General features: G+C 73.8%; 18 protein-coding genes. 12 read left to right on the plus strand and 6 right to left on the minus strand.

The window, feature by feature from the left end; translation table 11 throughout:
• Positions 1–342: 342 nt before the first annotated feature.
• The 6 genes from NUM_RS02540 (at position 343) to NUM_RS02565 (ending at position 8,387) form a co-directional block, all read left to right on the plus strand.
• The gene (locus NUM_RS02540; RefSeq protein WP_207122890.1) at positions 343–1,365 is read left to right on the plus strand and encodes a patatin-like phospholipase family protein; all 1,023 of its coding nucleotides are present in this window, start codon (positions 343–345) and stop codon (positions 1,363–1,365) included.
• Positions 1,313–3,640 carry a protein kinase family protein gene (locus tag NUM_RS02545; protein WP_207122891.1) on the plus strand — a complete coding sequence of 776 codons (2,328 nt, stop codon included), beginning with the start codon at positions 1,313–1,315 and terminating at the stop codon, positions 3,638–3,640. Before NUM_RS02540 ends, NUM_RS02545 begins: the two co-directional genes overlap by 53 nt.
• A gap of 177 nt (positions 3,641–3,817) precedes the next feature.
• Positions 3,818–6,634: a type I DNA topoisomerase gene (topA, locus tag NUM_RS02550; RefSeq protein WP_207122892.1), complete on the plus strand. Its 2,817-nt coding sequence runs from the start codon at positions 3,818–3,820 to the stop codon at positions 6,632–6,634.
• Between the two features lie 155 nt (positions 6,635–6,789).
• Entirely contained in the window at positions 6,790–7,098 is a 309-nt protein-coding gene (locus tag NUM_RS02555; RefSeq protein WP_207122893.1) for a DUF397 domain-containing protein, read from the plus strand.
• A 97-nt stretch (positions 7,099–7,195) separates the two neighbouring features.
• Positions 7,196–7,948, plus strand: a complete 753-nt coding sequence (locus NUM_RS02560) for an alpha/beta fold hydrolase (protein ID WP_207122894.1) — start codon at positions 7,196–7,198, stop codon at positions 7,946–7,948.
• Between the two features lie 43 nt (positions 7,949–7,991).
• The gene (locus tag NUM_RS02565; protein ID WP_207122895.1) at positions 7,992–8,387 is read left to right on the plus strand and encodes a DUF3224 domain-containing protein; all 396 of its coding nucleotides are present in this window, start codon (positions 7,992–7,994) and stop codon (positions 8,385–8,387) included.
• 6 nt (positions 8,388–8,393) lie between these two features.
• On the opposite strand, the gene NUM_RS02570 is transcribed toward NUM_RS02565, so the two are convergent.
• Entirely contained in the window at positions 8,394–9,041 is a 648-nt protein-coding gene (locus NUM_RS02570; RefSeq protein ID WP_207122896.1) for a CatB-related O-acetyltransferase, read from the minus strand.
• A gap of 196 nt (positions 9,042–9,237) precedes the next feature.
• Between NUM_RS02570 and NUM_RS02575 the strand changes: the two genes are divergently transcribed.
• Positions 9,238–10,596 carry a serine hydrolase domain-containing protein gene (locus NUM_RS02575; RefSeq protein WP_207122897.1) on the plus strand — a complete coding sequence of 453 codons (1,359 nt, stop codon included), beginning with the start codon at positions 9,238–9,240 and terminating at the stop codon, positions 10,594–10,596.
• A gap of 14 nt (positions 10,597–10,610) precedes the next feature.
• On the opposite strand, the gene NUM_RS02580 is transcribed toward NUM_RS02575, so the two are convergent.
• The gene (locus tag NUM_RS02580; RefSeq protein ID WP_207122898.1) at positions 10,611–11,576 is read right to left on the minus strand and encodes an Lrp/AsnC family transcriptional regulator; all 966 of its coding nucleotides are present in this window, start codon (positions 11,574–11,576) and stop codon (positions 10,611–10,613) included.
• An 84-nt stretch (positions 11,577–11,660) separates the two neighbouring features.
• Between NUM_RS02580 and NUM_RS02585 the strand changes: the two genes are divergently transcribed.
• Entirely contained in the window at positions 11,661–13,091 is a 1,431-nt protein-coding gene (locus tag NUM_RS02585) for an MFS transporter (protein WP_207122899.1), read from the plus strand.
• Between the two features lie 194 nt (positions 13,092–13,285).
• Positions 13,286–14,185: a GNAT family N-acetyltransferase gene (locus tag NUM_RS02590; protein WP_207122900.1), complete on the plus strand. Its 900-nt coding sequence runs from the start codon at positions 13,286–13,288 to the stop codon at positions 14,183–14,185.
• A gap of 22 nt (positions 14,186–14,207) precedes the next feature.
• Here the strand turns inward: NUM_RS02590 and NUM_RS02595 are convergent, their stop codons facing one another.
• Complete coding sequence (locus NUM_RS02595; protein WP_207122901.1) at positions 14,208–14,969, minus strand: SAM-dependent methyltransferase; 762 nt, start codon at positions 14,967–14,969, stop codon at positions 14,208–14,210.
• A 56-nt stretch (positions 14,970–15,025) separates the two neighbouring features.
• Positions 15,026–15,748 carry a GNAT family N-acetyltransferase gene (locus NUM_RS02600; RefSeq protein ID WP_225918288.1) on the minus strand — a complete coding sequence of 241 codons (723 nt, stop codon included), beginning with the start codon at positions 15,746–15,748 and terminating at the stop codon, positions 15,026–15,028.
• Positions 15,749–15,973: 225 nt separating this feature from the next.
• On the opposite strand from NUM_RS02600, the gene NUM_RS02605 reads away from it, so the two are divergent.
• The 3 genes from NUM_RS02605 to NUM_RS02615 all read left to right on the plus strand — a co-directional run bounded on the left by NUM_RS02605 (position 15,974) and on the right by NUM_RS02615 (position 18,790).
• On the plus strand, positions 15,974–16,543 hold the full coding sequence (locus NUM_RS02605) for a DUF3887 domain-containing protein (RefSeq protein WP_207122902.1): 570 nt from the start codon (positions 15,974–15,976) through the stop codon (positions 16,541–16,543).
• Between the two features lie 92 nt (positions 16,544–16,635).
• Positions 16,636–17,976 carry a serine hydrolase gene (locus NUM_RS02610; RefSeq protein ID WP_207122903.1) on the plus strand — a complete coding sequence of 447 codons (1,341 nt, stop codon included), beginning with the start codon at positions 16,636–16,638 and terminating at the stop codon, positions 17,974–17,976.
• Between the two features lie 244 nt (positions 17,977–18,220).
• Positions 18,221–18,790, plus strand: a complete 570-nt coding sequence (locus tag NUM_RS02615) for a TIGR03086 family metal-binding protein (RefSeq protein WP_207122904.1) — start codon at positions 18,221–18,223, stop codon at positions 18,788–18,790.
• Between the two features lie 112 nt (positions 18,791–18,902).
• Here the strand turns inward: NUM_RS02615 and NUM_RS02620 are convergent, their stop codons facing one another.
• Together NUM_RS02620 and NUM_RS02625 are read right to left on the minus strand one after the other, a co-directional pair.
• Complete coding sequence (locus tag NUM_RS02620; protein WP_207122905.1) at positions 18,903–20,204, minus strand: D-arabinono-1,4-lactone oxidase; 1,302 nt, start codon at positions 20,202–20,204, stop codon at positions 18,903–18,905.
• Positions 20,201–22,066, minus strand: a complete 1,866-nt coding sequence (locus NUM_RS02625) for an endonuclease/exonuclease/phosphatase family protein (RefSeq protein WP_207122906.1) — start codon at positions 22,064–22,066, stop codon at positions 20,201–20,203. The genes NUM_RS02620 and NUM_RS02625 overlap by 4 nt, the downstream gene beginning before the upstream one ends.
• Between the last annotated feature and the right edge of the window lie 137 nt (positions 22,067–22,203).

A 22,203-nucleotide genomic window follows, 5' to 3' on the forward strand; every position in this document is an offset into this window, starting at 1 on the left:
TGCGGATCGCCGGGCGACCCCCGGGCCGCCTGACGGCAGCCGGACCGCGACCACCGTCGAGCGCCCGACCGTCCCGGCCGTCGGAACGTGCGGATCGCCGGGCGACCCCCGGGCCGCCTGACGGCAGCCGGACCGCGACCACCGTCGAGCGCCCGACCGTCCCGGGCCGTCGGAACGTGCGGGTCGCCCGGCGGTCCCCGGGCCGGCCAGGGCGGACGTCGCCCCCAACCGGGGTCGGTCGGTGACGCGGCAGGTCGCGCCGGGCGGCGTGACGGGACTGCCGGGGTGATCGGCCACGCTACCCTCGACTGCGTTGTATGGCGCCGAATGTCGGGAGACGCGTTGGCTGTCCGGCTCGACCATCCGGTCTGCCGCGTGCTGCGCGAGCGGCGGGCGCGCGGTGACCGGGCCGACGGGTACAAGGTGGGGCTGGCCGTGCAGGGCGGCGGGATGCGCGGGGTGCTGTCCGGCGCGATGCTCACGGCGCTGGAGGATCTGGGCTTCGGCGACGTGTTCGACGGGGTGTACGGCGCCTCGTCCGGTGCACTGAACGCGGCATACTTCCTGGCCGGCCGGTCCTGGCGGAACCTGGCCGCCTACTACGACGACCTGGTGTCGCCGGCGTTCCTGTCGGTGCGGCGCTGGCGCACCGGGATGATGGACCTCGACTTCGCGCTGGGCGAGGTGCTGTGCCGGCGCAAGCCGCTGGACTTCGCCGCCGTGCTCGGCTCGGCCACCCCGCTGCACGTCGCGATCACCCGGCTGGATCCACCCGGTACGGAGCTGCGCGGCGGGTTCGGCGATGCGGCCGAGCTGGTGGCGGCGCTGCGGGCGAGCGCCTGGCTGCCGGTGGTGTCGCGCGGGGTCGCCGACTGCGCGGGCCCGGCGATCGACGGCGCGATGCTGACCATCCACCCGTACCGGCTGGCTCTCGGCGACGGCTGCACGCACGTGCTGTCGCTGAGCAGCCGCCGCCCGGGCCCGGTGCCGGGGCCGTACGCGCCGGTCGAGCTGGCGGTGACCGCGGCGCTGGCGACGCTGGACCGCCGGCTGGTCGGACCCCGGTGCCGCGCGGTCCGGCAGTACCAGCAGGACCGCGCCCTGCTGGCCGCGACCGACCCACCGGACCGGTTGCCGGCGGTGCTGGATGTGTTGCCGCCGCGGGGGGTGGCGTCGTTCGAGCGCAGTGCCGGCGCGCTGCTGGTGGCGGCCCGGCAGGCGTACGAGGAGGCGTACCGGGTGCTGTCCGGGTACCGCGGCGCGGGGTTCGCGACGGTGCCGAGGTTCGTTCCGGTAGGTGAGGAGGTGGCGGATGCCGAGGCTGGTGAAGGTCGACCTGGCGGTGCTGCTCGGGAGGCTTCCTGACGACCGGCTCTCGCTGCCCGGCTGGGGGAGCGCGTCGGTGGCGACGTGGCGGGCGCTGCTGCGGTCGGTGCCGACCGACCGCCGGGCGTTCGAGTCGCGGTACGAGCGGGGCTGGAGCGACACGATCGCCCGGCTCGCGGTGCACTGCCGGCAACCGCACCCACTGCGGCACGACAAGCTGTACGGGCGGCTCGCGGTGCTGCTGCTGACCATGCTGGCGCTGGACCACTCGCAGCGGTACCGCTCGTACCGGAGCGGTCGGGCGGATGCGCCGGGCGGCGGCGCGACCGGGATCGGGCACGACTGCGCGTCGCTGTGCCGGCCGTTGCTGACGATGCCGCCGGTGCGCGCCGCGTTGCTGGAGCTGTACGAGCCGGCCGGCGATCAGGCCGCGGCGCAGGAGTGGGCCGCGATCGATCCGGCGACGCTGGCCTTCCACCGGCACGGGACGACGTCGTTCATCGTCAGCGGGGCCCGGCGCGGGGTGAGCCAGGGGGCCCGGCGCCGGTTCGCGCTCAAGTGCCTGATCCTGCCGTACCTGGAGATCCCGACGATCGAGCGGGCGACCCGCGGCTACCTGGCCCGCTACCAGCGGGACGAGGACGGGCTGCGGCACCTCGCGCGGCTGTGGGCGTCCAGTGACAGCTGGGTGTTGATGGACTTCGTGCCGGGGCGCACGCTGGCGGAGCGGCTGGCCGACGAGCCACCGCCGCGGCCGGGTGATCCGCTCCGGCTCGACCTGCTGGAGCGGTACGGCGGGGCGCTGTTCGAGGCGTTGCGGGAGCTGGACAAGGTGGGGCTGACCCACCAGGACCTGTCGCCGTCGAACATCATCGTGGCGGAGGCGCCGGCCGACGCCGCCGGTACCGGCCGGGTGACGATGACGCTGCTCGACCTGGGCGCGAACTACCTGTACGCGCAGGCGCTGCCCGGCGACGCTGGCCCGGATCTGCCGTACGTGGCGCCCGAGGTGCGGCGGGACGGCGCCGGTGACCGCGCCGACCTGTACTCGCTGGGCCAGCTGCTGGTGCTGCTCGGCACCGGCGCGCCGGCCGACCGCGGCATCGTGCCGGACGACTTCTACGCCGAGACGCCGCTGATGGCGCGGTTTCTGGAGGATCTGCTGGACGCGGATCCGGGCCGCCGGCTGCTGCTGTTCCGTCCGGACAAGACCAGCCCGCTGTACGAGCAGCTCGGCGGCTGGTTCGCCGAGGAGTTGACGGCGCTGCGCGCCGCGTCCGCGGAGCGGGTCCGGCCGGCGCGCGCGGACGTGCGGGACAACCTGCTCGGGTTGTTCCACCCGTTCTCGGGGGCGCCGCGGCGGCAGCGCCGGCTGCTGGCGGTTCGGCGGGCCCAGCGCAGCTACGCCGAGCACCGGAAGAACATGCGACTGCGGTGGCTGCTCGGCTGGTCGCTGCTGTCGGCGACGCTGTCCTACCTGGGTGGCCTGCTCGTCCTCACGTACGTGCTGCGGGAGCTGGGCCTGGACTTCGGTGGCCCGGCGCTGTCGGTGGCGCAGCGGGTCACCGGTACCGGGCCGGACGGCATCCCGTTCCTGGACGGGCTCCGGGCGGCCGACTACCCGGTGCCGGATCCGCGGCACAACCTGCTGATTCTCGCGGCGGCGTTCACCTTCGTGCTGGTCTGCGCGAAGTACTACCAGGGGCTGTTCGCGGGGTTGACGCCGCTGGTCACCGGGCGCCGCGCGGGTCGCCTGTCGGTACTGGCGGTGGCGGCCGAGGTGGCGATGCGGGCGACGGTGGTGGCCTCGCCGGTGGCGATCGCGCTGCCGGTGGTGGTGGAGCGGCGCTGGTGGCTGATCTGCGTGGCGTCCGGGATGACCCTGGTCATGCTCTGCAACGCCGTCGTCTGCGGGTACGCCCGTGCCGTGTTGCGGCGGGCCCGCGCGGCGGGGTTGTCGACGGTGCCGGCGACCGTGCCGGGGGTGCAGAAGTACACGTCGTGGCTGCCCGGCAACGTGCTCTACGCGTTCGTCCTGTGGCTGATCACGCCGCTGCTCTATTACGGGATACTCCAGGACACTCCGGTCTACCTGGTGGCGGTGATCATCGCGAACGTGCCCCAGATGTACCTGATCAAGTGTGGGATGGAGGCGGTCGGGATCCGGGTGGGGCTGGGTCGGGCGTGTCTGGCGGCGGAGCGGCTGGCGACTATTCCCGAGTCGGAGCCCGCTCCGGAGCCGGAGCATCGCCCGGCCGATGATCCGGTTTCGCCGGGTATGCCGGTGCCGACCGCGGCGGTCGCTGCCGACTGACGTGATATGTCTGGTTAAGGAGGTATGTCGGCGCGTGCGTGTCCCGCGCAACCCGGTGGCGAGCGGCGCGTTACGTTTGACAACCTCTGGGCACACCGGCTAGGACCGCTGTGTCATTCTGTCCCACTGGCGGCGCAACGTCGCCGGCGCGTCACCTGATGAGTTGACTGGAGTACCGTGCCGCGATCCGAGAGCAGCAACCGGCTGGTCATCGTCGAGTCCCCGGCGAAGGCCAAGACCATCTCGGGCTACCTCGGCCCGGGGTGGGTCGTGGAGGCGAGCCGTGGCCACATCCGCGACCTGCCCAGTGGCGCCAAGGAGGTGCCGGAGAAGTACAAGGGCACCCCGATGGCGCGGCTCGGCGTCGACCCGGAGCACGACTTCGCTCCGCTCTACGTCGTCTCGCCGGACCGCAAGGCCCAGGTGACCCGGCTCAAGGGGCTGCTCAAGGACGCCGACGAACTCTTCCTCGCCACCGATGAGGACCGCGAGGGCGAGGCGATCGCCTGGCACCTGGAGCAGCTGCTCAAGCCGAAGGTGCCGGTGCACCGGATGGTGTTCCACGAGATCACCCGGCCGGCGATCCAGGCGGCGGTGGCCAACCCGCGCACCATCAACCAGCACCTGGTCGACGCGTACGAGGCGCGCCGGGTGGTGGACCGGCTGTACGGGTACGAGGTCAGCCCGGTGCTGTGGAAGAAGATCATGCCGAAGCTGTCGGCCGGCCGGGTGCAGTCGGTGGCGACGCGCATCGTGGTCGAGCGCGAGCGGCAGCGGATGGCGTTCCACTCCGCCGACTACTGGGACATCCAGGCGACCCTCGCGGTGGCGGCGGCCGACGTGAAGGACGGCCCGCGTACCTTCGGCGCGACGCTGATCGCGCTGGACGGTGACCGGGTCGCCACCGGCCGCGACTTCGACCCGGCCACCGGCCGGGTGCGGCCCAACTCGGGTGCGATCCCGCTGGACGAGGAGGGTGCGCGCGGGCTCGCCGCCCGGCTCGACGGCCGCGAGTTCACCGTCACCCGGGTCGAGGAGAAGCCGTACCGGCGCCGGCCGTACGCGCCGTTCATGACCTCGACGTTGCAGCAGGAGGCGTCCCGCAAGCTGCGGTTCTCGTCCGAGACCACGATGCGGGTGGCGCAGCGGCTGTACGAGAACGGCTACATCACCTACATGCGTACCGACTCGACGACGCTGTCGGACACCGCGCTGTCCGCGGCCCGGTCGCAGGTCGCCGAGCTGTACGGCAGCCGGTACGTGCCGGCCGAGCCGCGGCAGTACACCCGCAAGGTGAAGAACGCGCAGGAGGCGCACGAGGCGATCCGGCCGGCCGGCGAGCAGTTCCGCACCCCGGGTTCGCTCGCCAACGAGCTGTCCCCGGACGAGTTCCGGCTGTACGAGCTGATCTGGCGGCGCACCATCGCCTCGCAGATGATCGACGCGGTCGGCAACTCGGTGTCGGTGCGGATCAACGCGGTGTCGGCGACCGGCGAGTCGGCCGACTTCGCCGCGTCCGGCAAGACCATCACCGAGCCGGGCTTCCTCCGCGCGTACGTCGAGTCGACCGACGACGAGAACGCCGAGGCCGAGGACGCCGAGCGGCGGCTGCCGAACCTGGTGCGCGACCAGTCGCTGACCGCCGACGCGCTGGAGCCGACCGGGCACACCACCCAGCCGCCGGCCCGCTACACGGAGGCGTCGCTGGTCAAGGCGCTGGAGGAGCTCGGCATCGGCCGGCCCTCCACGTACACCTCGATCATGCAGACGATCCAGCGCCGCGGGTACGTGTTCAAGCGCGGCCAGGCGCTGATCCCGTCGTTCGTGGCGTTCGCGGTGGTGCAGCTGCTGGAGAAGTACTTCCCGCGGCTGGTCGACTACGACTTCACCGCCGGGTTGGAGAACGACCTGGACGAGATCACCGACGGCCGGGTGCAGACGCTCGGGTTCCTGCGTTCCTTCTACTTCGGCGACGACGCGGCGGAGGCCGGCACGGTCGCCCGCTCCGGCGGGTTGAAGCGGCTGGTCACCGAGCAACTGTCGGAGATCGACGCGCGCGGCATCAACTCGATCCCGCTGTTCACCGACGACGAGGGCCGCAACGTGGTCGTCCGGGTCGGGCGGTACGGGCCCTACCTGGAGCGGCGCACCCCGGGTGACGAGGACACCGAACCGAACCCGGACGGGCCGCGCCGCAACGCGTCCATCCCGGACGACGTGGTGCCCGACGAGCTGACCCCGGCGAAGGTCGAGGAGCTGTTCAAGACCAACTCGGGCGCCCGCGAGCTGGGCACCGACCCGGCCACCGGCGAGCCGGTCACGGCCAAGTCCGGCCGCTTCGGTCCGTACGTGACGTCCGGCGAGAAGTCCTCGTCGCTGTTCTCGTCGCAGTCGATGGACACGCTGACGCTGGAGGACGCGCTGCGGCTGCTGTCGTTGCCGCGCACCGTCGGTACCGGCGCGGACGGCGAGCCGGTGACCGCGCAGAACGGCCGGTACGGGCCGTACATCCGGAAGGGCACCGACTCGCGGTCGCTGGAGTCCGAGGAGCAGATCTTCACGGTCACCCTGGAGGAGGCCGAGAATCTGTTCGCGGAGCCGAAGCGGCGGGGCCGGCGGGCGGCGCCGAAGGAGCCGCTGCGCACGCTCGGCGACGACCCGGCGACCGGCAAGCCGATCGTGGTGAAGGACGGCCGGTTCGGGCTGTACGTCACCGACGGCGAGACGAACCGCACCCTGCCGCGTACCGAGACCGCCGAGTCGATCACGCTGGACCGTGCCGCGGAACTGTTGGCGGACAAGCGGGCCCAGGGCCCGGCGCCGCGCAAGAAGGCCGCGAAGAAGACGGCGGCGAAGAAGACCGCCGCGAAGAAGACCGCGACCAAGAAGACGGCCGCCAAGAAGACCGCGGCGAAGAAGACCGCGGCCAAGGCCACCGCGAAGAAGGCGCCGGCCAAGAAGACAGCCCCGAAGAAGTCCACTTCGGACAACTGACCTCGGCCGCGCGCCCGCCGGCTCCGGGCCGCATTGCCCCGGTACGACGGCGTTGTCCACTGTGGACGGTGTCGGTGGTCGCCGAGCGGCTGCTCGGGGCGCGCCCTTGCACCGGAGCAGCTGGCCGACGAGATCGTGCGGATCAGGGGAGAGCGATGAGTCCGCAGTGGTGGAAGAGCGGTCGTAGTGGCAGTTCTGGCGGCCAGTGCGTCGAGGTCGCAGTCTCCGGCTGGTGGAAGAGCAGCCGCAGTGGGAGCGAGGGCGGCAACTGCGTCGAGGTAGCTGTCTCGGGTTGGCGGAAGTCCAGCCAGAGCGGCAGTTCCGGCGGTGCGTGCGTCGAGGTTGCCGATGGTGGGGAGCGGTGGCACGTGCGGGACTCCAAGGACCCGGACGGCGGCATGCTCTGCGTCGCCGCGCCCAGCTGGCACGCCTTCGTCGCCGCCGTCAAGACCGACACCGTCTGACCGCGGGGACCGGTAGCACCGGTCGTCGCCGGGGCCGCGAGCGCGGGGACCGGGCGCACGGCGGTACCGGATCGGCGATGGCGCGGTAATGTGCGGCATGGCGATTCCGGCGACGGTGGTCGGCTCCGGGCCGACGAGGGTTCTCGCACTGCACGGCTGGTTCGGCTCCGCCCGCGGCTGGGGTTGGCTGCCCGAGCTCATCGACCAGGACTCCTACAGCTACGCGTTCGTCGACTACCGCGGCTACGGCGCGCGGCGGGACGAGCCGGGCGAGTACACGATGGCCGAGATCAGCGCCGACGCGCGCGAGCTGGCCGACGAGCTGGGCTGGGACACGTACGCGCTGCTCGGGCATTCGATGGGCGGCAAGGCGATGCTCCAGGTGTACGCGGACGCGCCGGAGCGGGTGACCGCGATGGTCGGCGTCAGCCCGGTACCGGCGTCCGCGCTGCCGTTCGACGACCAGAGCTGGGCGCTGTTCGACGGCGCCGCCGAGCGGGACGAGAACCGGTACGCGATCATCGATCTGACCACCGGCGGCCGGCACTCGAAGACCTGGCTCGACTCGATGGTGCGGCACTCGGTCGACAACTCGACCCGCACGGCGTTCGGCGCCTACCTGCGGCCGTGGGCGAAGGGCGACTTCGCCGCGGACGTCCCGGCGCCGACCGTGCCGGTGACGGTGATCGCCGGCGAGCACGACGCCGCGCTCGGACCGGACGCGATGCGCGGTACCTGGCTGGCCCAGTTCCCGTCCTGCACCCTGGAGACGTTCCCGAACGCCGGCCACTACGCCATGTACGAGACCCCGGTCGCCCTCGCCACCAGCCTGGAGAAGGCGCTCCGCTGACCCCCGACCCGGCCGTGCGTGCCGGGCCGGTTAGCCTCTCCGCATGGCCGATGAGCAGGCAGAACGCACCGTCGAGGCGAAGTTCGAGATCGTCAGCTTCGAGGAGACCGAGTACGACGTGCCGGCCGACGGGCCGAAGCTGACGCGGGTGCGGATCCAGAAGCGGTACCAGGGCACCATCGACGGCACCGGCGTCACCGAGGTGCTGACCGCGCAGGGCGCGGCCGGCGGCGGGTACGTGGCGTCGGAGCGCATCGACGGGGTCCTGGACGGCCGCCGCGGTACGTTCGTGATCCAGCACCACGGCCTCGCCGACGGCGCCGACCAGCGCAGCGACGGCAGCATCGTGCCGCACTCCGGCACCGGGGAACTCGCCTCCATCGCCGGCAGCGCGATGGAGCGCGAGTTCCAGGTGCTCACCCTCAGCTACACCCTCTGACCCGGCTCAGCGGGCGCGGTCGGCGGCGATGCGCTCGATGTCGGCGGGGGTGCCGGCCATGATCGTGCGGGCGTGCTCGGTGACCAGCTCGACCGGCCAGTCCCACCACGCGGCCCGGCGCAGCCGCTCGACGGCGGCGTCGTCGTACCGCTGCCGGATCGGCTTCGCCGGGTTGCCGCCGACGATCGTGTACGGCGCGACGTCACCGGTGACGACCGCGCCGGCCGCGATGATCGCGCCGTCGCCGATCGTCACGCCGGGCATGATCGTCGCCTGGTAGCCGAACCAGACGTCGTTGCCGACGACGGTGTCGCCGCGGCTGGGCATCGAGGTGACGATGTCCAGCGTCTGCTCGGTCCATCGGCCGCCGAACATGGTGAACGGGTACGTCGACACGCCCATCGTCAGATGCGCCGCGCCGGCCATCAGGAACCTGGTGCCGGTGGCGATGGCGCAGTACTTGCCGATCACCAGCCGTTCCGGCCCGTACGCGTAGAGCACGTTGCGGGTCTCGAACCGCGTGGCGCCGTCCGGATCGTCGTAGTAGGTGTACTCGCCGACGACGAGGTGCGGCGCGGTCACCAGCGGCTTGAGGAACACCACCCGCTCGTGCGCGGCCAGCGGGTGTACGGCGGTCGGATCGGGTCCCAACATCGTGTCCTTCGCGGTCTGCTCGGCCGCACCCTGCGGCGGCCGTAAACCCTAGCTGACCTGCGCAAAGCCCGGATCGTCCGGCCGTGCCCGACGGTCAGCGAGTCAACGATGTCTCATGATGGCATTGACGGCGTCTATATGATGTCACTACGGTGTCACACGTCGAGACGAAGCCGAGCGCAGCGTGGAGGGCGTCATGGGGGACATGCCGAGGTTCCTGGACCGGTACCAGCTGGAGCGGCCGAGGTCCGACCACCCGCTCGGGTTCGCGGCGGCCCTCGCCGACCACCACGTACCCGGAATCTCCCTCGCACTGCTGGAACACGGCGAGGTGACCCAAACCTGGACCATGGGCCGCCGCAGCGTCACCAGCGACGCCCCGGTCGAGCCGGACACGCTGTTCCAGGCCGGTTCCATCAGCAAGTCGATCGCCGCCGCCTGCGTGCTGCGGCTGGCCGACGAGGGCGTGCTCGACCTCGACACCGACGTGAACGAGCTGCTCAAGTCGTGGCAGGTCCCCGCGAACGACGGCTGGCAGCCGCACGTCACGCTGCGCCAGCTGCTCGCGCACACCGCCGGTACCACCGTGCACGGCCTGATCGGCTACCCGCCGGGGATGCCGGTCCCGTCGGTGCCCGACCTGCTCGACGGCCACGGCAACTCGGCGCCGGTGCGGGTCACCGCGCTGCCCGGGGTGCGCCACGGGTACTCCGGCGGCGGGTACACGATCGCCCAGCTGGCGCTGACCGACGTGACCGGGCTCGACTTCGACACCCTCGCCTGGGAGCTGGTGTTCGAGCCGGCCGGAATGGTGCACAGCACGTTCGCCCAGCCGCTCGACCGGGCCCGGGCGGCGAACGCGGCGGCCGGGCACCGGCCCGGCCCGGCCCCCGTCGCCGGCGGCTGGCACACCTATCCGGACATGGCCGCCGCCGGGCTGTGGAGCACCGCGTCCGACCTGGCCCGGTTCTTCGCCGCGATCCGGGCCAGCGTCGCCGGCGCGCCCGGCGCGCTGCTGTCCGAGCAGTCGGCCCGCGCCATGCTCGCCCGCGGCGCCCCGAACGTCCCGTACGGGCTGGGCGTCACCATCGCCGAGCCGGGCGAACCGGCGTTCGTCGGCAACAGCGGCACCGACGAGGGGTACCGCAGCTGGGCCGGCATCCACCTGGCCGACGGCAGCGGCGCCGCGGTCATGGCCAACGGCGACTACGGGTACGAGTTGATCACCGACGTGCTGCTGCCGGCACTGCGGCGCGAGTACGGCTGGCCGGCCGCGCCGGCAGCGCCCACCCCGGCGGTGGCGGCCGGCGACCTCGCCGGGCGGTACGCCAGCGGGGACGACGAGTTCCTGGTCGCCGAGACGGACGCGGGGTTGACGCTCACCGTGCCCGGGCAGCCGTCGGTGCCGCTGACCGCCGGTACCGACGGGGGCTGGCGGGCCCGGGTGCTCAACGTCGACGTCCGGTTCGCCGACCGGGACGGCGACCGCGTCCTCGTCCTGCACCAGGAACTCGTCCCGCACGCCGACGTGGAGGCCACCCGCGTCACCGGCTGACCCCGGGCCGCGGGTCAGCCGCCGAAGATGCTGCCGCGCTTGACGGTGCGCACGATCGGTACCGTCTCGATGGCGCTGATCGCGGGGATCGCGGCGAGCCGGTCGGTCAGGTACTCGTAGAGCGCGTAGACGTCGGCGCACATCAGGCTGGCGACCAGGTTCGTGGCGCCGGTCGTCGCCCCGGCGAAGGCGACCTGCTCGTGCTCGGCGAGCGCCTCGCCGACCGAACTCAGCGCGGCCGGCGCGACGCTCATCAGCAACAGCGTGTTGGCATGCACGCCCAGCAGCCGCTCGTCGATGTCGACGTCGACGAACAGCGCGCCGGCCGAGCGCAGCGCGTCGATCCGGCGCCGTACGGTCGATTCGTGCCAGCCGGTCGCGTGCGCGATCGTGGCGTGCGCGGCCCGGCCGTCGACGCTCAGCGCATCGAGCAGGGCCCGGTCGCCGTCGTCGAGCACCACCTCGGTCGGCGCGGCCCCCGGGTACGGGTCGAGCCGCGCGGCCTGCCCGGGGTCGAGCGCGGTGGTCAGCGCGGGCCAGGCGGCCGGCCCGCCGCGGAAGACGTGCAGCACGCACTGGGCGCTGATCGCGAGGACCGGCCGGGTCTCGGTGAGCTGTTCGAGCAGCTGCGCGTGGTCGTGTTCGCTGCTCGCCTCGGTGCCGCACAACACCTCGGTACCGCCGGACGCCACCTGCACGTACGAGGTGTCGGGGCGCTTCGCGAGCGCCCGCGCGACGGCGTTGGCGGAGCCCGGGGCGACCCGCAGCCGCAGCGCCCAGACGACGTGCCCGAGCCGCCGCGCGTCCAGCCGGCCCACCACCCGGATCACGTCGGCGCGGCGCAACCGCCGGTACCGCCGGGCGACGGTCTGGTCGGAGACCCCGAGCACCGCGGCGATCCGGCTGAACGGGGCGCGCCCGTCGATGGTGAGCGCGTGGATCAGGCTCAGATCGATCTCGTCGAGCACGACCGATTCCATGCCTCGGATGCTAGCTCGTGTCGAGATCCGGCAGAAGCGTGCTGATGGCTGGAGCATTCGTCGGCCAGTAACGACGCTCGCGGCATGTCTACCGAAGCTGATCGCACGGCCGGCGCCGCGGCCCCACCCGAACCGAACGCCGGCCCGCTCGCCGGCTGGTGGCCGGTCGTCGCCGTCGCGCTGGCCGTCTTCATGCTGCTGCTGCAGGCCACGGTCGTGTCCGTGGCGCTGCCCGCCATCCACCGCGATCTGGGCGGCGACCAGACCACGCTGCAGTGGGTCGTCGACGGCTACGCACTGACCCTCGCCGCGCTGCAACTGATCGGCGGCTCGGCCGGCGACCGGTTCGGCCACCGCACCGTGTTCGTCACCGGCGTGACGCTGTTCGCCGTCGCCTCGCTGGCCAGCGGCCTCGCCCCGACGACCGGCGTACTCGTCGGCGCCGTCGCCGTGCAGGGCGCCGGCGGCGCGCTGATGTTCGCGACCACGCTGGCGCTGATCGCCCGGTACTATCCGGGCCCGTCGCGGGGCACCGCGTTCGCGATCCGCGGCACGGTCGCCGGCGTCGCCGCGGCGGCCGGCCCGCTGCTCGGCGGCGCGATCACCACCGGGCTGGGCTGGCGGTGGATCTTCTTCCTCAACCTGCCGATCGCGGCGGTCACCGTCGTCCTCGCCGCCGTCAGCCTGCGGTACGAGGCGCGGCCGGACCGCGGCCAGCGGCTGGACCTCGGCGGTGCCGCCGCGTTGAGCGCCGCGCTGGTACTGCTGGTGCTCGCCCTGCTGCGCGGAAACGACGCCGGCTGGGACAGCGCCCAGGTGCTGCTGCTGTTCGCCGGCGCGGTCGTCGGACTGGTGGCGTTCGTCCTCGTCGAGCACCGGCATCCGGCGCCGCTGCTCGACCTCGCGCTGTTTCGCCGCCGCCGGTTCACCGGCGCCCAGGTCGCCGCGCTCGCCGCGCAGGGATCGCTGTTCCCGCTGTACGTCTACCTGTCGCTCTGGTTCCAGGGCCCGCTCGGCTACTCGGCGCTGCAGACCGGGCTGCGGTTCCTGCTGATCACCGCGCCGATCCTGCTCGTCGGCGCGCTGGTCGGCACCCTGATGGACCGGTTCGGCGTGGCTCGGCTCGTCGCCGCCGGGCTGGTCGTACTCGGTGCCGGACTGTTGCTGCTGTGCCGGCTCGGCCCCACCACCGGCTGGACGGCGCTGGTACCCGGCTTCCTGGTCGTCGGGGTCGGCGTCGGGCTCACCCTGCCGCCGCTCGGCGCGCTGGCCGTCTCGGTCGTCGAGCCGTCGCGGGTCGGCATGGCCTCCGGCGTCAACAACACCTTCCAGCAGATCGGCTTCAGTACCGGTATCGCCGGCTACGGCGCGGTCTTCGCGCACCAGCTCGGTGCGGCCCACGGCGGGTCGGCCGGGTACGTCGCCGGGCTCGACCGGCTGTTCCTGATCGCCGGCACGGTGGCCCTGCTCGGCGCGCTCCTCACCGCCCTGCTGAGCCGCGGCACCCGTCGCTGAGCCGGGCTCGGCCGCGCCGAGCTGGCAGTGGCCGGCTCGGCCGGCTGGCCGTACCGCCCCGGCACCGACCGTCCGGTGGTCCGTGCGTGCCGGCGGAGCGATGTGCCGGCGGTCGACGCCGGAAGCGGGTGCGCTCGCGCGACGGCGGCCGAAATTCCGGTGCCGTTCCGGGTCGGTCGGCGCATGCTGCGGGGGTGACGACGACGATGCCGGCCGGGCTGGCCATCCGGCCGCTGACCACGGCGGACGCGGCGGCGGTGACCGCCCTGATGGCCGACTGCGAACGGGTCGACCTCGGTGAGGTGGTCATCGAGGAGGCCGACCTCGTCGGCGACTGGCAGCGACCCAGCTTCGACATCGGCGCCGACACGCTCGCCGTGCTCGACGGCGACCGGCTGGTCGGCTACGCCGAGGTCTACCAGGGCCGGCGGGCCGAGGCGTACGTGCATCCCGACCACCGGGGCCGCGGCATCGGCACCGCGCTGCTCGGCTGGACCCGGCGGCGCGCCCGCGAGGTGGGCAGTGACCTGGTCGGCCAGACCGTACCGGAGCGTGCCGTCGACGCGGTGAACCTGTTGCGGCACCACGGCTACACGCCGCTGTGGACCAGCTGGGTACTGGAACTGCCGGCCGGCGCGGCGATCCCCGTGGCGCCGCTACCGGCCGGGTACGCGATCCGCCCGTACCGGCCGGGCGAGGAACGCGCCGCCTACCGGACCATCGAGGACGCGTTCGCCGAGTGGCCGGACCGCACCCCCACCCGGTACGAGGACTGGGCGGCCGGCGTGCTCGACCGGCCCGGGTTCCGGCCGGAGCAACTGCTCGTGGTCGGGCACGGCGACGAGATCGTCGGCGCCTGCCACCTGCTCGACACCGACGGCGACGCCTGGGTCAACCAGCTCGCGGTACGGGCCGACCAGCGCGGCCGGGGCCTCGCCCGGGCCCTGCTCGCCGAGGCGTTCGGCGCGGCCCGATCCCGCGGCGCGCGGCGCGCGCAGCTGTCCACCGACTCCCGTACCGGCGCCCTCGACCTCTACCGCCACGTCGGCATGCACGTCACCACCACCCTCACCCACCTCGCCGCCCACCCCTGACCCGCCGGCTGGTCGGCACCGGTCAGGCGGGAATGAGGGTGAGGTAGGCGAAGCCGAGGACGTCGCGGTAGCCGCGGAGCCAGCTCGCCCGGTGGGCATCCACCCAGGTACGGGTCTCGGCGGCCAACGCGTCGCCGGGTCGTGCGGCCAGCCATTCCTCCACATCGGCCAGATAGCCGGACTCGAACTCGTCCCACTCGTCGGCGTTCGCCGTCTCGATCCACTCCGGCCGGAAACCGGCGGCGGTGGCGACGTCGACCAGCCCGGCGAGATCGTGGTGCTCGCCGGCATGCGCGTCCGGCCACATGGCGCCGAGTTCGCCGGCGGTGGGCGTGCGGGCCCAGAACGCCTCGCCCAGCAGGACCCGGCCGCCCGGCGTGACGAGCCGGCGCAGCCGCGCGAGCGCCTCGGCGGTGTGTCGCGGTGGGGCGGCGTCGCTGAGCGCGTGGCTGGCGCCGAGGCACAGTACGAGGTCGGCGGGGCCGCGCGCCGTGTCGTACCCGGACTCCTCCGCGAGCTCGACCCGGTCGGCCAGGTCGCGTTCCGCGGCGCTGCGCCGGCCGCGGGCGAGATCTTCGGCGCTGTGGTCGATGCCGACCGCGGTCCCCGCCGGTACCGCCGTGAGGATCCGCAGCGTCAGTTCGGCCCAGCCGCAACCGATGTCGAGTATCGTGCCGGGCCGCGTCCGGGCCAGCCGGTCGACCATCGCGCCCGCGCGCGCTTCGCCGAGCGGGCCGTGGAAGGTGAGCCGGGTCAGCCGAGGCACGGCTTCGGTGTCGTCCATGCCGGTTACCTAGCCACGGCGCCGCCGCGGGCGGCAACCGCATTTCCCGGTACCGGTCAGGTGGGGTCGGTGGCGAGGTGGGCGTGCAGGTGCATGTCGTGGAAGCCGTCGGCGTGCGGGACCGCCTGGCGCAGCGTGCCCTCGTACCGGTAGCCGGACTTCCCGGCGACCCGGCAGGAGGCGGGGTTCTCGATGGCGTGCAACAGTTCCAGCCGGTGCAGCCCGAGCTCGTCGGTGCACCAGCGGGTGAGCCGGCCCAGCGCCCGGCCGGCGAGACCATTGCCGCGGGCGGCCGGCAGCGTCCAGTACGCCATCTCGGCACGGCCCTCGGCGAGATCGACGGTACGCAGCCCGGCCCGGCCGACCAGCGTGCCGCCGGCGGTGACCGCCCAGTCCGCGCCGGTCTCGGCGGCCCAGCGCTCGGCCCGTTGCCGGATCCAGTCGCGCGCCTCGTCCTCGCTCATGGACCGTGCGTGCCAGCGCCGGATCGCCGGATCCCGGTACGCGCGCGCCAGCGCGGGCGCGTCGGCATCCCGCCAGGGCCGCAGCAGCAACTCGCCTCGCATCGTCGGCGCGCCGCGCGCAGGCTCGCCGCCGGCCGGCTTGCTGGTGAGCGGTGCGCTGCCGTTCGGTTCGCCGTCGGCCGGCTCGGTACCGGTCGGCTCGCCGCCGGTCCGCGCGCTGCGCGCCGGTGCGCTGGTGGGCGGTTCGGTCAGGAGGGGCTGGGCGGTGCCGGACATCCGTCCGGCCGGGACGACGGGCTCGATCAGGGACGGCACGCGCCCATCCTGCCATCCGCGGCAAGCCGGCACGCTTTGTTTTCCGTGCCGCCGGTACTAGCATTCCGTGCGGCACGGAAAGAGGGGTGGGCGGTGGTGGGTGGCGACGCGCCGGCGCGATGCCGGCATTGCGGGAAATCGTTGGTACAGAAGAAATCCAAGGGTAGGGCGCGGCTCTACTGCGGCGCCACCTGCCGGAGCGCGGCACGGCGCGAGCGGGCGACCGTGAAGGAGAAGTTGACACCGCACGATCGTCAGGAGACGGTTGACACCGGGGAGCACGACCCGCTGACGGAGGTGATCGCGGCGCACGACACGCTGCGCGCCGCGGAGCGCCGGCTGCACCGGGCGGTCCGTGCCGCCCGGTCGGCCGGCGAGACCTGGGAGGTGATCGGTGAGACGTTGGGGACCACTCGACAGGCGGCGTACCAGCGGTTCGGCCGGCCCGGTGAGCGCTCGGACACCGGTCTGGCGCCGTTGCCGGACGCCGCCGACCGGTCCGTCCGGGTGCTGGTCGACCTGAGCGAGGGCCGGTGGTCGGCGGTGGTGAGCCGGTTCTCGGCGCGGATGGCGGGCGCGGTCGACGCCACGAAGCTCGCCGCCGTGTGGGCCGAACTGACCGACAGCATCGGCCGGTACGAGGGGATCGGCACGACGTTCGTCCGGCGCATCGGCCGGCACACGGTGGTGGACGTGACGGTCCGCTGCGAGGCGGGCGACGCCACCCTGCGCGTCGCGTACGACGACGGCGGTGCGATCGCCGGGCTGTTCGTGCTCCCCGTCGCACAGATCTAGAGGCTGTGGGATCTTCGGCCGGCGCAGCCGATCACGGGCCCCACGGCCTCTCCAGCCCCGGTGTCCGCGGGGCCGAGAATCGAGGAGGCTTCATGGGGATCGATCGGCGCGGCATCATGTCCGCGGTCGGGTTCGCGCTGCCGCTGGCGGCCGCGGTCGGGGTGGCGGTCAGTACACCGGCCGGCGCCGACCCGAGGCGCACCGACCATGCCGCCGACCGGCAGCTGCGCTGGCTGATCGGCGCCACCGGGCGGGCCCCGGTGCCGGACGACGAGCTGGCCGCGCACGTCGCCGCCGACACGCTGGCCGCGGTCGGCGGCGTCGACGCGCTGAACGAGGTGCTCGCCGGGATCGGCCCGCTGACCGCAGGTCGGTCGCTGACCGACACCGCGACCAAGGCAGAGCGGCTCGCCGCGGCCGGCGCGAACCGGTGGGTGGTGACGGTCGAGGTCGACGACACCGACCTGATCGCCGGCCTGCACTTCGCCGGGTACCACGACACGCCGCGGAGCTGGGCGGAGCTGGACCGGCGGGCCCGGGCGCTGGCACCGAACGTGTCGTTCGCCGCCGCCCGGATCGGCCGCGGCGGCGGCACCACGGTGGTGCACGGCATCGCGCCGGACACCCGCCGGCCGCTCGGCTCCGCCTTCAAGCTGTACGTGCTGGGCGCGCTCGCCGACGAGATCGCCGCCGGGCGGGCGGGCTGGCAGGAGAAGCTGGCCATCCGGGACGACTGGAAGAGCCTGCCGTCCGGAGTGCTGCAGGACCGGCCGGCCGGCACCGAGCTCACCCTCGCCGACTTCGCCCGGTACATGATCTCGATCAGCGACAACACCGCGGCCGACCACCTGATCCACCGGGTCGGCCGGAGCCGGGTCGAACGCGAACTGGGCCGGCTCGGCAACGCCTGCCCCGCCGCCGACCTGCCGTTCCTGACCACCCGGGAGCTGTTCGTGCTCAAGGGGTACGAGTACCCGCGGGTCGCCGCCGCCTACCAGCGGGCAGCGGTACCGGCCCGCCGGGCACAGCTCGCGCGGCTCGACCGGGTACCGCTGTCGGCGGTCACGCCGTGGACGACGCCGCGCCGGGTCAACGGGCTGGAGTGGTTCGGCACGCCGGCGGACGTCTGCCGGGCGCTCGCCGGCCTGGCCGACCGGTACCGCGGGGGCGGCATGGCGCCGCTCGGCACCGCGATGTCGACCAACGACCAGTACATCGGGTTGGACCGGCGCCGCTTCCCGCTGGTCTGGTACAAGGGCGGCAGCGAGCCGGGGGTGCTCACGGTGAACTTCCTCGCCGGTACGAACCGGGGCGAGCAGGTTGCGGCCAGCGTGCTGCTGTCCGATCCGGAGCGGGCGTTCGACGAGGCCGCGCTGCTGCCCGAGGTGATCGCGCTCGCCCGCGGCGGGCTGGAACTCGCCGCCCGCCGCTGACCCCGCCGCCGCCCGCGGTCGTGACCGGACGCCCGCCGCCGGCATCGAGCGCGCCGTCGTGACCGGACGCCCGCCGGCACCGACCCCGCCGTCGTGACCGGACGGCCGCCGCCGGCGCCGGGCCGGCGGCGCTGCGCGAGCTGCTGCGCCGCGGCGCGCGGCGGTCGGGCCCGCGCTGCCGGGGCCGGTGCCGGCTGCCATCATGAAACCGGCACGGCCCGGTACGGCGAATCGAGGGGGAGTCATGGCGGTGGACCTGGAGCCGATCACGCGCGAGGTCGCCGGGCTGGTCGGTCGGGTACGCGACGACCAGCTCGACGGCCCGACGCCGTGCACCGAGATGACCGTGCGGGAGCTGCTCGCGCACCTGGCGCAGCTCACCGTCGGGTTCCGGATGCTGGCGCAGAAGCAGACCATCCCCGGCGGCCCGCGGCCGACCGAGCTGCCGGCCGACTGGCGGGACGTGCTCCCGCGGGTGCTGGACGAGCTGGCCGACGCCTGGCAGCTGCCGGCGGCGTGGGAGGGCACGGTGCAGTTCTTCGGGCAGGAGATGCCGGGCGCGATGGCCGGCCAGATCGTCACCGACGAGCTCGTCCTGCACGGCTGGGATCTGGCCCGCGCGATCGGCGCGCCGTACCGGGCGGACGAGCCGGCGCTGCGGGCCGCGCACGACTGGGTCAGCGCCACGGTGGAGCGCACCGGCGGCAAGGGGCAGGAGGGGCTGTTCGCCCCGCCGGTACCGGTGGCCGACGACGCGCCGCTGCTCGACCGCGTCGTCGCCCTCGCCGGCCGCACCCCGACCTGGACTCCGTGACCGGACCCGGAGACCCGGATCGGATCCGGTGCGGCTGATCCGATCCGGTGACCTCGGCCGGGCGCCGAGACCCGAACCGGACCATTGAGTCCACAGTGGACTGACAGGTGGGTCAGTCGCCGAAGACCCGGCGGGTGTAGTCGTTGGCGAACACGCGATCGGGGTCGAGACGGTCGCGCACCGCCACGAAGTCGTCGAACCGCGGATAGGTCGCCCGCAGCGAGTCGGCGTCCCGCCAGTGCAGCTTGCCCCAGTGCGGCCGGCCGTCCAGGTCGCGCAGCACCGCCTCCACCGCACGGAAGTACGGCTCGTACGCCATCCCGACGTACTGGTGCACCGCGAGGTAGGCGGCGTCCCGACCGTGCGCGGTGGACAGCCAGACGTCGTCGGCGGCCGCGACCCGTACCTCGACCGGGAACGCGATGTGCACGCCGCAGGTCTCGACCGCGCGGCGCAGCCCGGCGAACGCCTCGGTCAGCGCCTCGCGCGGGACCGAGTACTCCATCTCGACGAACCGGACCCGGCGCGGCGTGCAGAACACCCGGTCGGACCGGTCGGCGTAGCTGCGGGCCGACAGCGCTCGGGCGGACAGCCCGTTGACCCGCGGCGCCAGCGCCGGCGCGCGGCGCACCAGCTTGCAGAGTACCGAGAAGGCGGTGTTGGACAGCAGCTCGTCGTCGAGCAGGTGCCGCCACTTCGGCAGCGGGTGCGGCGCCTCGTCTGGGCCGAGCCGGTTGTTGCGCTTCACCGAGGTCAGCTCGGTGTAGGGGAACCAGTAGAACTCGAAGTGGTCGTTGGCCGCGGCCAACTCGTCCACAGTGGACAGTACGGTGTCCAGCGGCATCGGCCGCTCGTCCGCGCGCAGCGGGAAGGAGTCCACACAGGACAGTTCCAGCTCGGTGAGCACGCCGACCGCGCCGACGCCCAGCCGGGCCGCCTCGAACACGTCCGGGTTCTCGGTCGGCGAGGCGTGCACGATCTCGCCGGTGCCGGTGACCAGCGTCAGCCCGGCGACGAACGTGGCCAACCCGCCCAGCTTCGCCCCGGTGCCGTGGGTACCGGTGGAGATCGCGCCGGCGATCGTCTGCCGGTCGATGTCGCCCAGGTTCGGCAGCGCCAGGTCGACCGCGGCGAGCACCCGGTTCAGCTCGTGCAGCGGCATTCCCGCCGGTACGGTGACCCGCTTCGCCTCCCGATCGACCGTGTAGCGCCCGCTCGCCGGCGCCAGCCGCACCCCGTCGGTACGGGCCGCGCCGGTGAACGAGTGCCCGGAGCCGACCGCCTTGAGCGTGCCGCCCGACTCGCGTACCCGACCGACGATCTCGGCGACCTGCTCCGCGCCGCCCGCCTCGGCGACCCGCTGCGCCACGGCCCGCTGGTTACCGGCCCAGTTCGTCCACTGTGGACTGGTCATCGCACCTCCAGGTCGACGGCTACGGGTACATGATCCGACGCGGTGGTGCGCACCGCCACCGTGTCCGAGACGGTGACGGCATTCGTGGCGTACACGTGGTCGATGTGCTTGACCGGGTGATTCGACGGATAGGACGGCACGGACCGCTGCTCGCTGAGCCCGGCGGACTTCAGCGTCGCGAGCGCCGGCGACCCGGGCGCGGCGTTCAGGTCGCCGGCCAGCACCACCCGCGGGCCGAGGGTGCGGACCAGCCGCGCCGCGGCCCGCGCCTGCGCCTGCGGCGGCGTGTCCCCGGCCGGCTGGAAGTGCGTCGCCACCACGGCCAGGTCGGTGTCGCCCAGCGACACCGTGACGGCCAGGGCACCGGCGCCGGTCGGCCCCTCGTCCGGCAGCGCCACCCGGCGCACCTGCCGGACCGGCAGCCGGGTCAGTACCGCGTCGCCCCAGACCTGGTCGGCGGCCGGCCCGAACTCGTACCGCAGGTGCAGCCGGCGGGCCACCGCGACCAGGTCGTCGTGGCCGCCGTTGAGGAACCAGCCGCGGTCGACCTCGTTGAGCAGCACCACGTCCGGGTGCTGCGCGGCGAGCGCGTCCGCCACGTCGGCCACCGCGAACCGGCCGCGCAGGTCGAACCCCATCCGGATGTTGTAGGTGACCAGCCGCAGCCTGCTGCCGGACGCGTCGGCCACCGCCGGCAGCGACGGCACCACCAGCGCCCCGGCCACCCCGGCCAGGACGGCGACGACCGGGATCGCCACGATCGTCGCCGGCCGCTGCCGTACGGTCGCCCGCACCGGCCGCCACGGCGCCGCGGCCGCGCCGATCCACAGCGCCGCGACCAGCAGCAGGATCCCGTTCGGGAAGCCGATCGAGGCGTCGTAGGCGGCGTAGTAGCCGAACAGCAGCGCGCCCGCGCCGAACAGCCCGCCGCCGGCCGCGAGACCCCGCCAGAGCGAGCCGGCGCCGCTTGCCGGCAGCCCGGCCCAGCCGAGGCAGCCGGCCAGCGCCAGCGCGCCGAGCGCCTGCGCGACCGGCCCGTACCAGGGGGCCAGGCCGCCGCCGGTGGTCGGGAACGTGGCGAGCACCAGTACCGGCAGCGCCACCGCCGGCACCCAGGCGGTACCGGTCAGCCGGGGGCGGGCCGCGACGAGCACCGCCAGTACGCCGGCGCCGGCGACCAGGCCCACCGCGAGCGGCGCGGGCATCGTGCCGGCACCGGCGCGGGCAGTGGCGCCGGTGAGCACCCCGTACAGCAGGATCGCCGGGCCGACGGCCGACCAGTACCGCTTGGCGGGGGCGCCGGCGGGGGCCCGCAGCGCCACGGTGGCGAGCGCCGCGACCGCGAACGCGACCAGCAGCGCGATCCGCAGCAGCAGCCAGCCGGCACCGGTGCGCCAGATCAGGTCCTCGGTGCGCAGCAGCGTGTCCAGCACGGTACCGGCGGCGAGCCCGGCGGTGACGCCGACCGCGTGCCAGGACCCGACCAGCCGCGGCGGGGTCTTGTCCGTCGCGGCCAGCCGGGCGCCGGACAGTGCGTCCCCGGTGACGTACCAGTAGCCGCCAGCGACGGCGACGGCCGCCGCGTACAGCTGGGGCTGGCCGCCGTCGGTGAACAGCAGCGCGAGATGCCCGGCGAGCAGCGCCGCGGCCCCGGCGGCGCGGATCACCCCGCCGTACGTGTAGCGCCCGACGACGGCGGCGACCAGGCCGGCGGCGAACCACGCCAGCGCGAACCCGCCGAGCAGGGCCGGTGAGGTGCTGCCCGCGTCGCCGAAGATCGTGATGAGCGAGGGCAGGAAGACGCGCAGCGCGTCGAGGAGCAACAGGACGCCGAGCGCCGTCGCCAGGATCCGCCGGGTCATGATAGGTGAATACTCCTCATGTCTGGCAACGTCAACGCCGTCAAGATCGGTCGGGCATGATGGACAACGCGACTCGGGCCCGCCCGCGGTCGGCGACGACGAGCCGCCGTGCGGTCCGCGACCGGGCCGGCACGAGG

It is taken from the genome of Actinocatenispora comari, assembly GCF_017312725.1.
Lineage (GTDB): Bacteria > Actinomycetota > Actinomycetes > Mycobacteriales > Micromonosporaceae > Actinocatenispora > Actinocatenispora comari.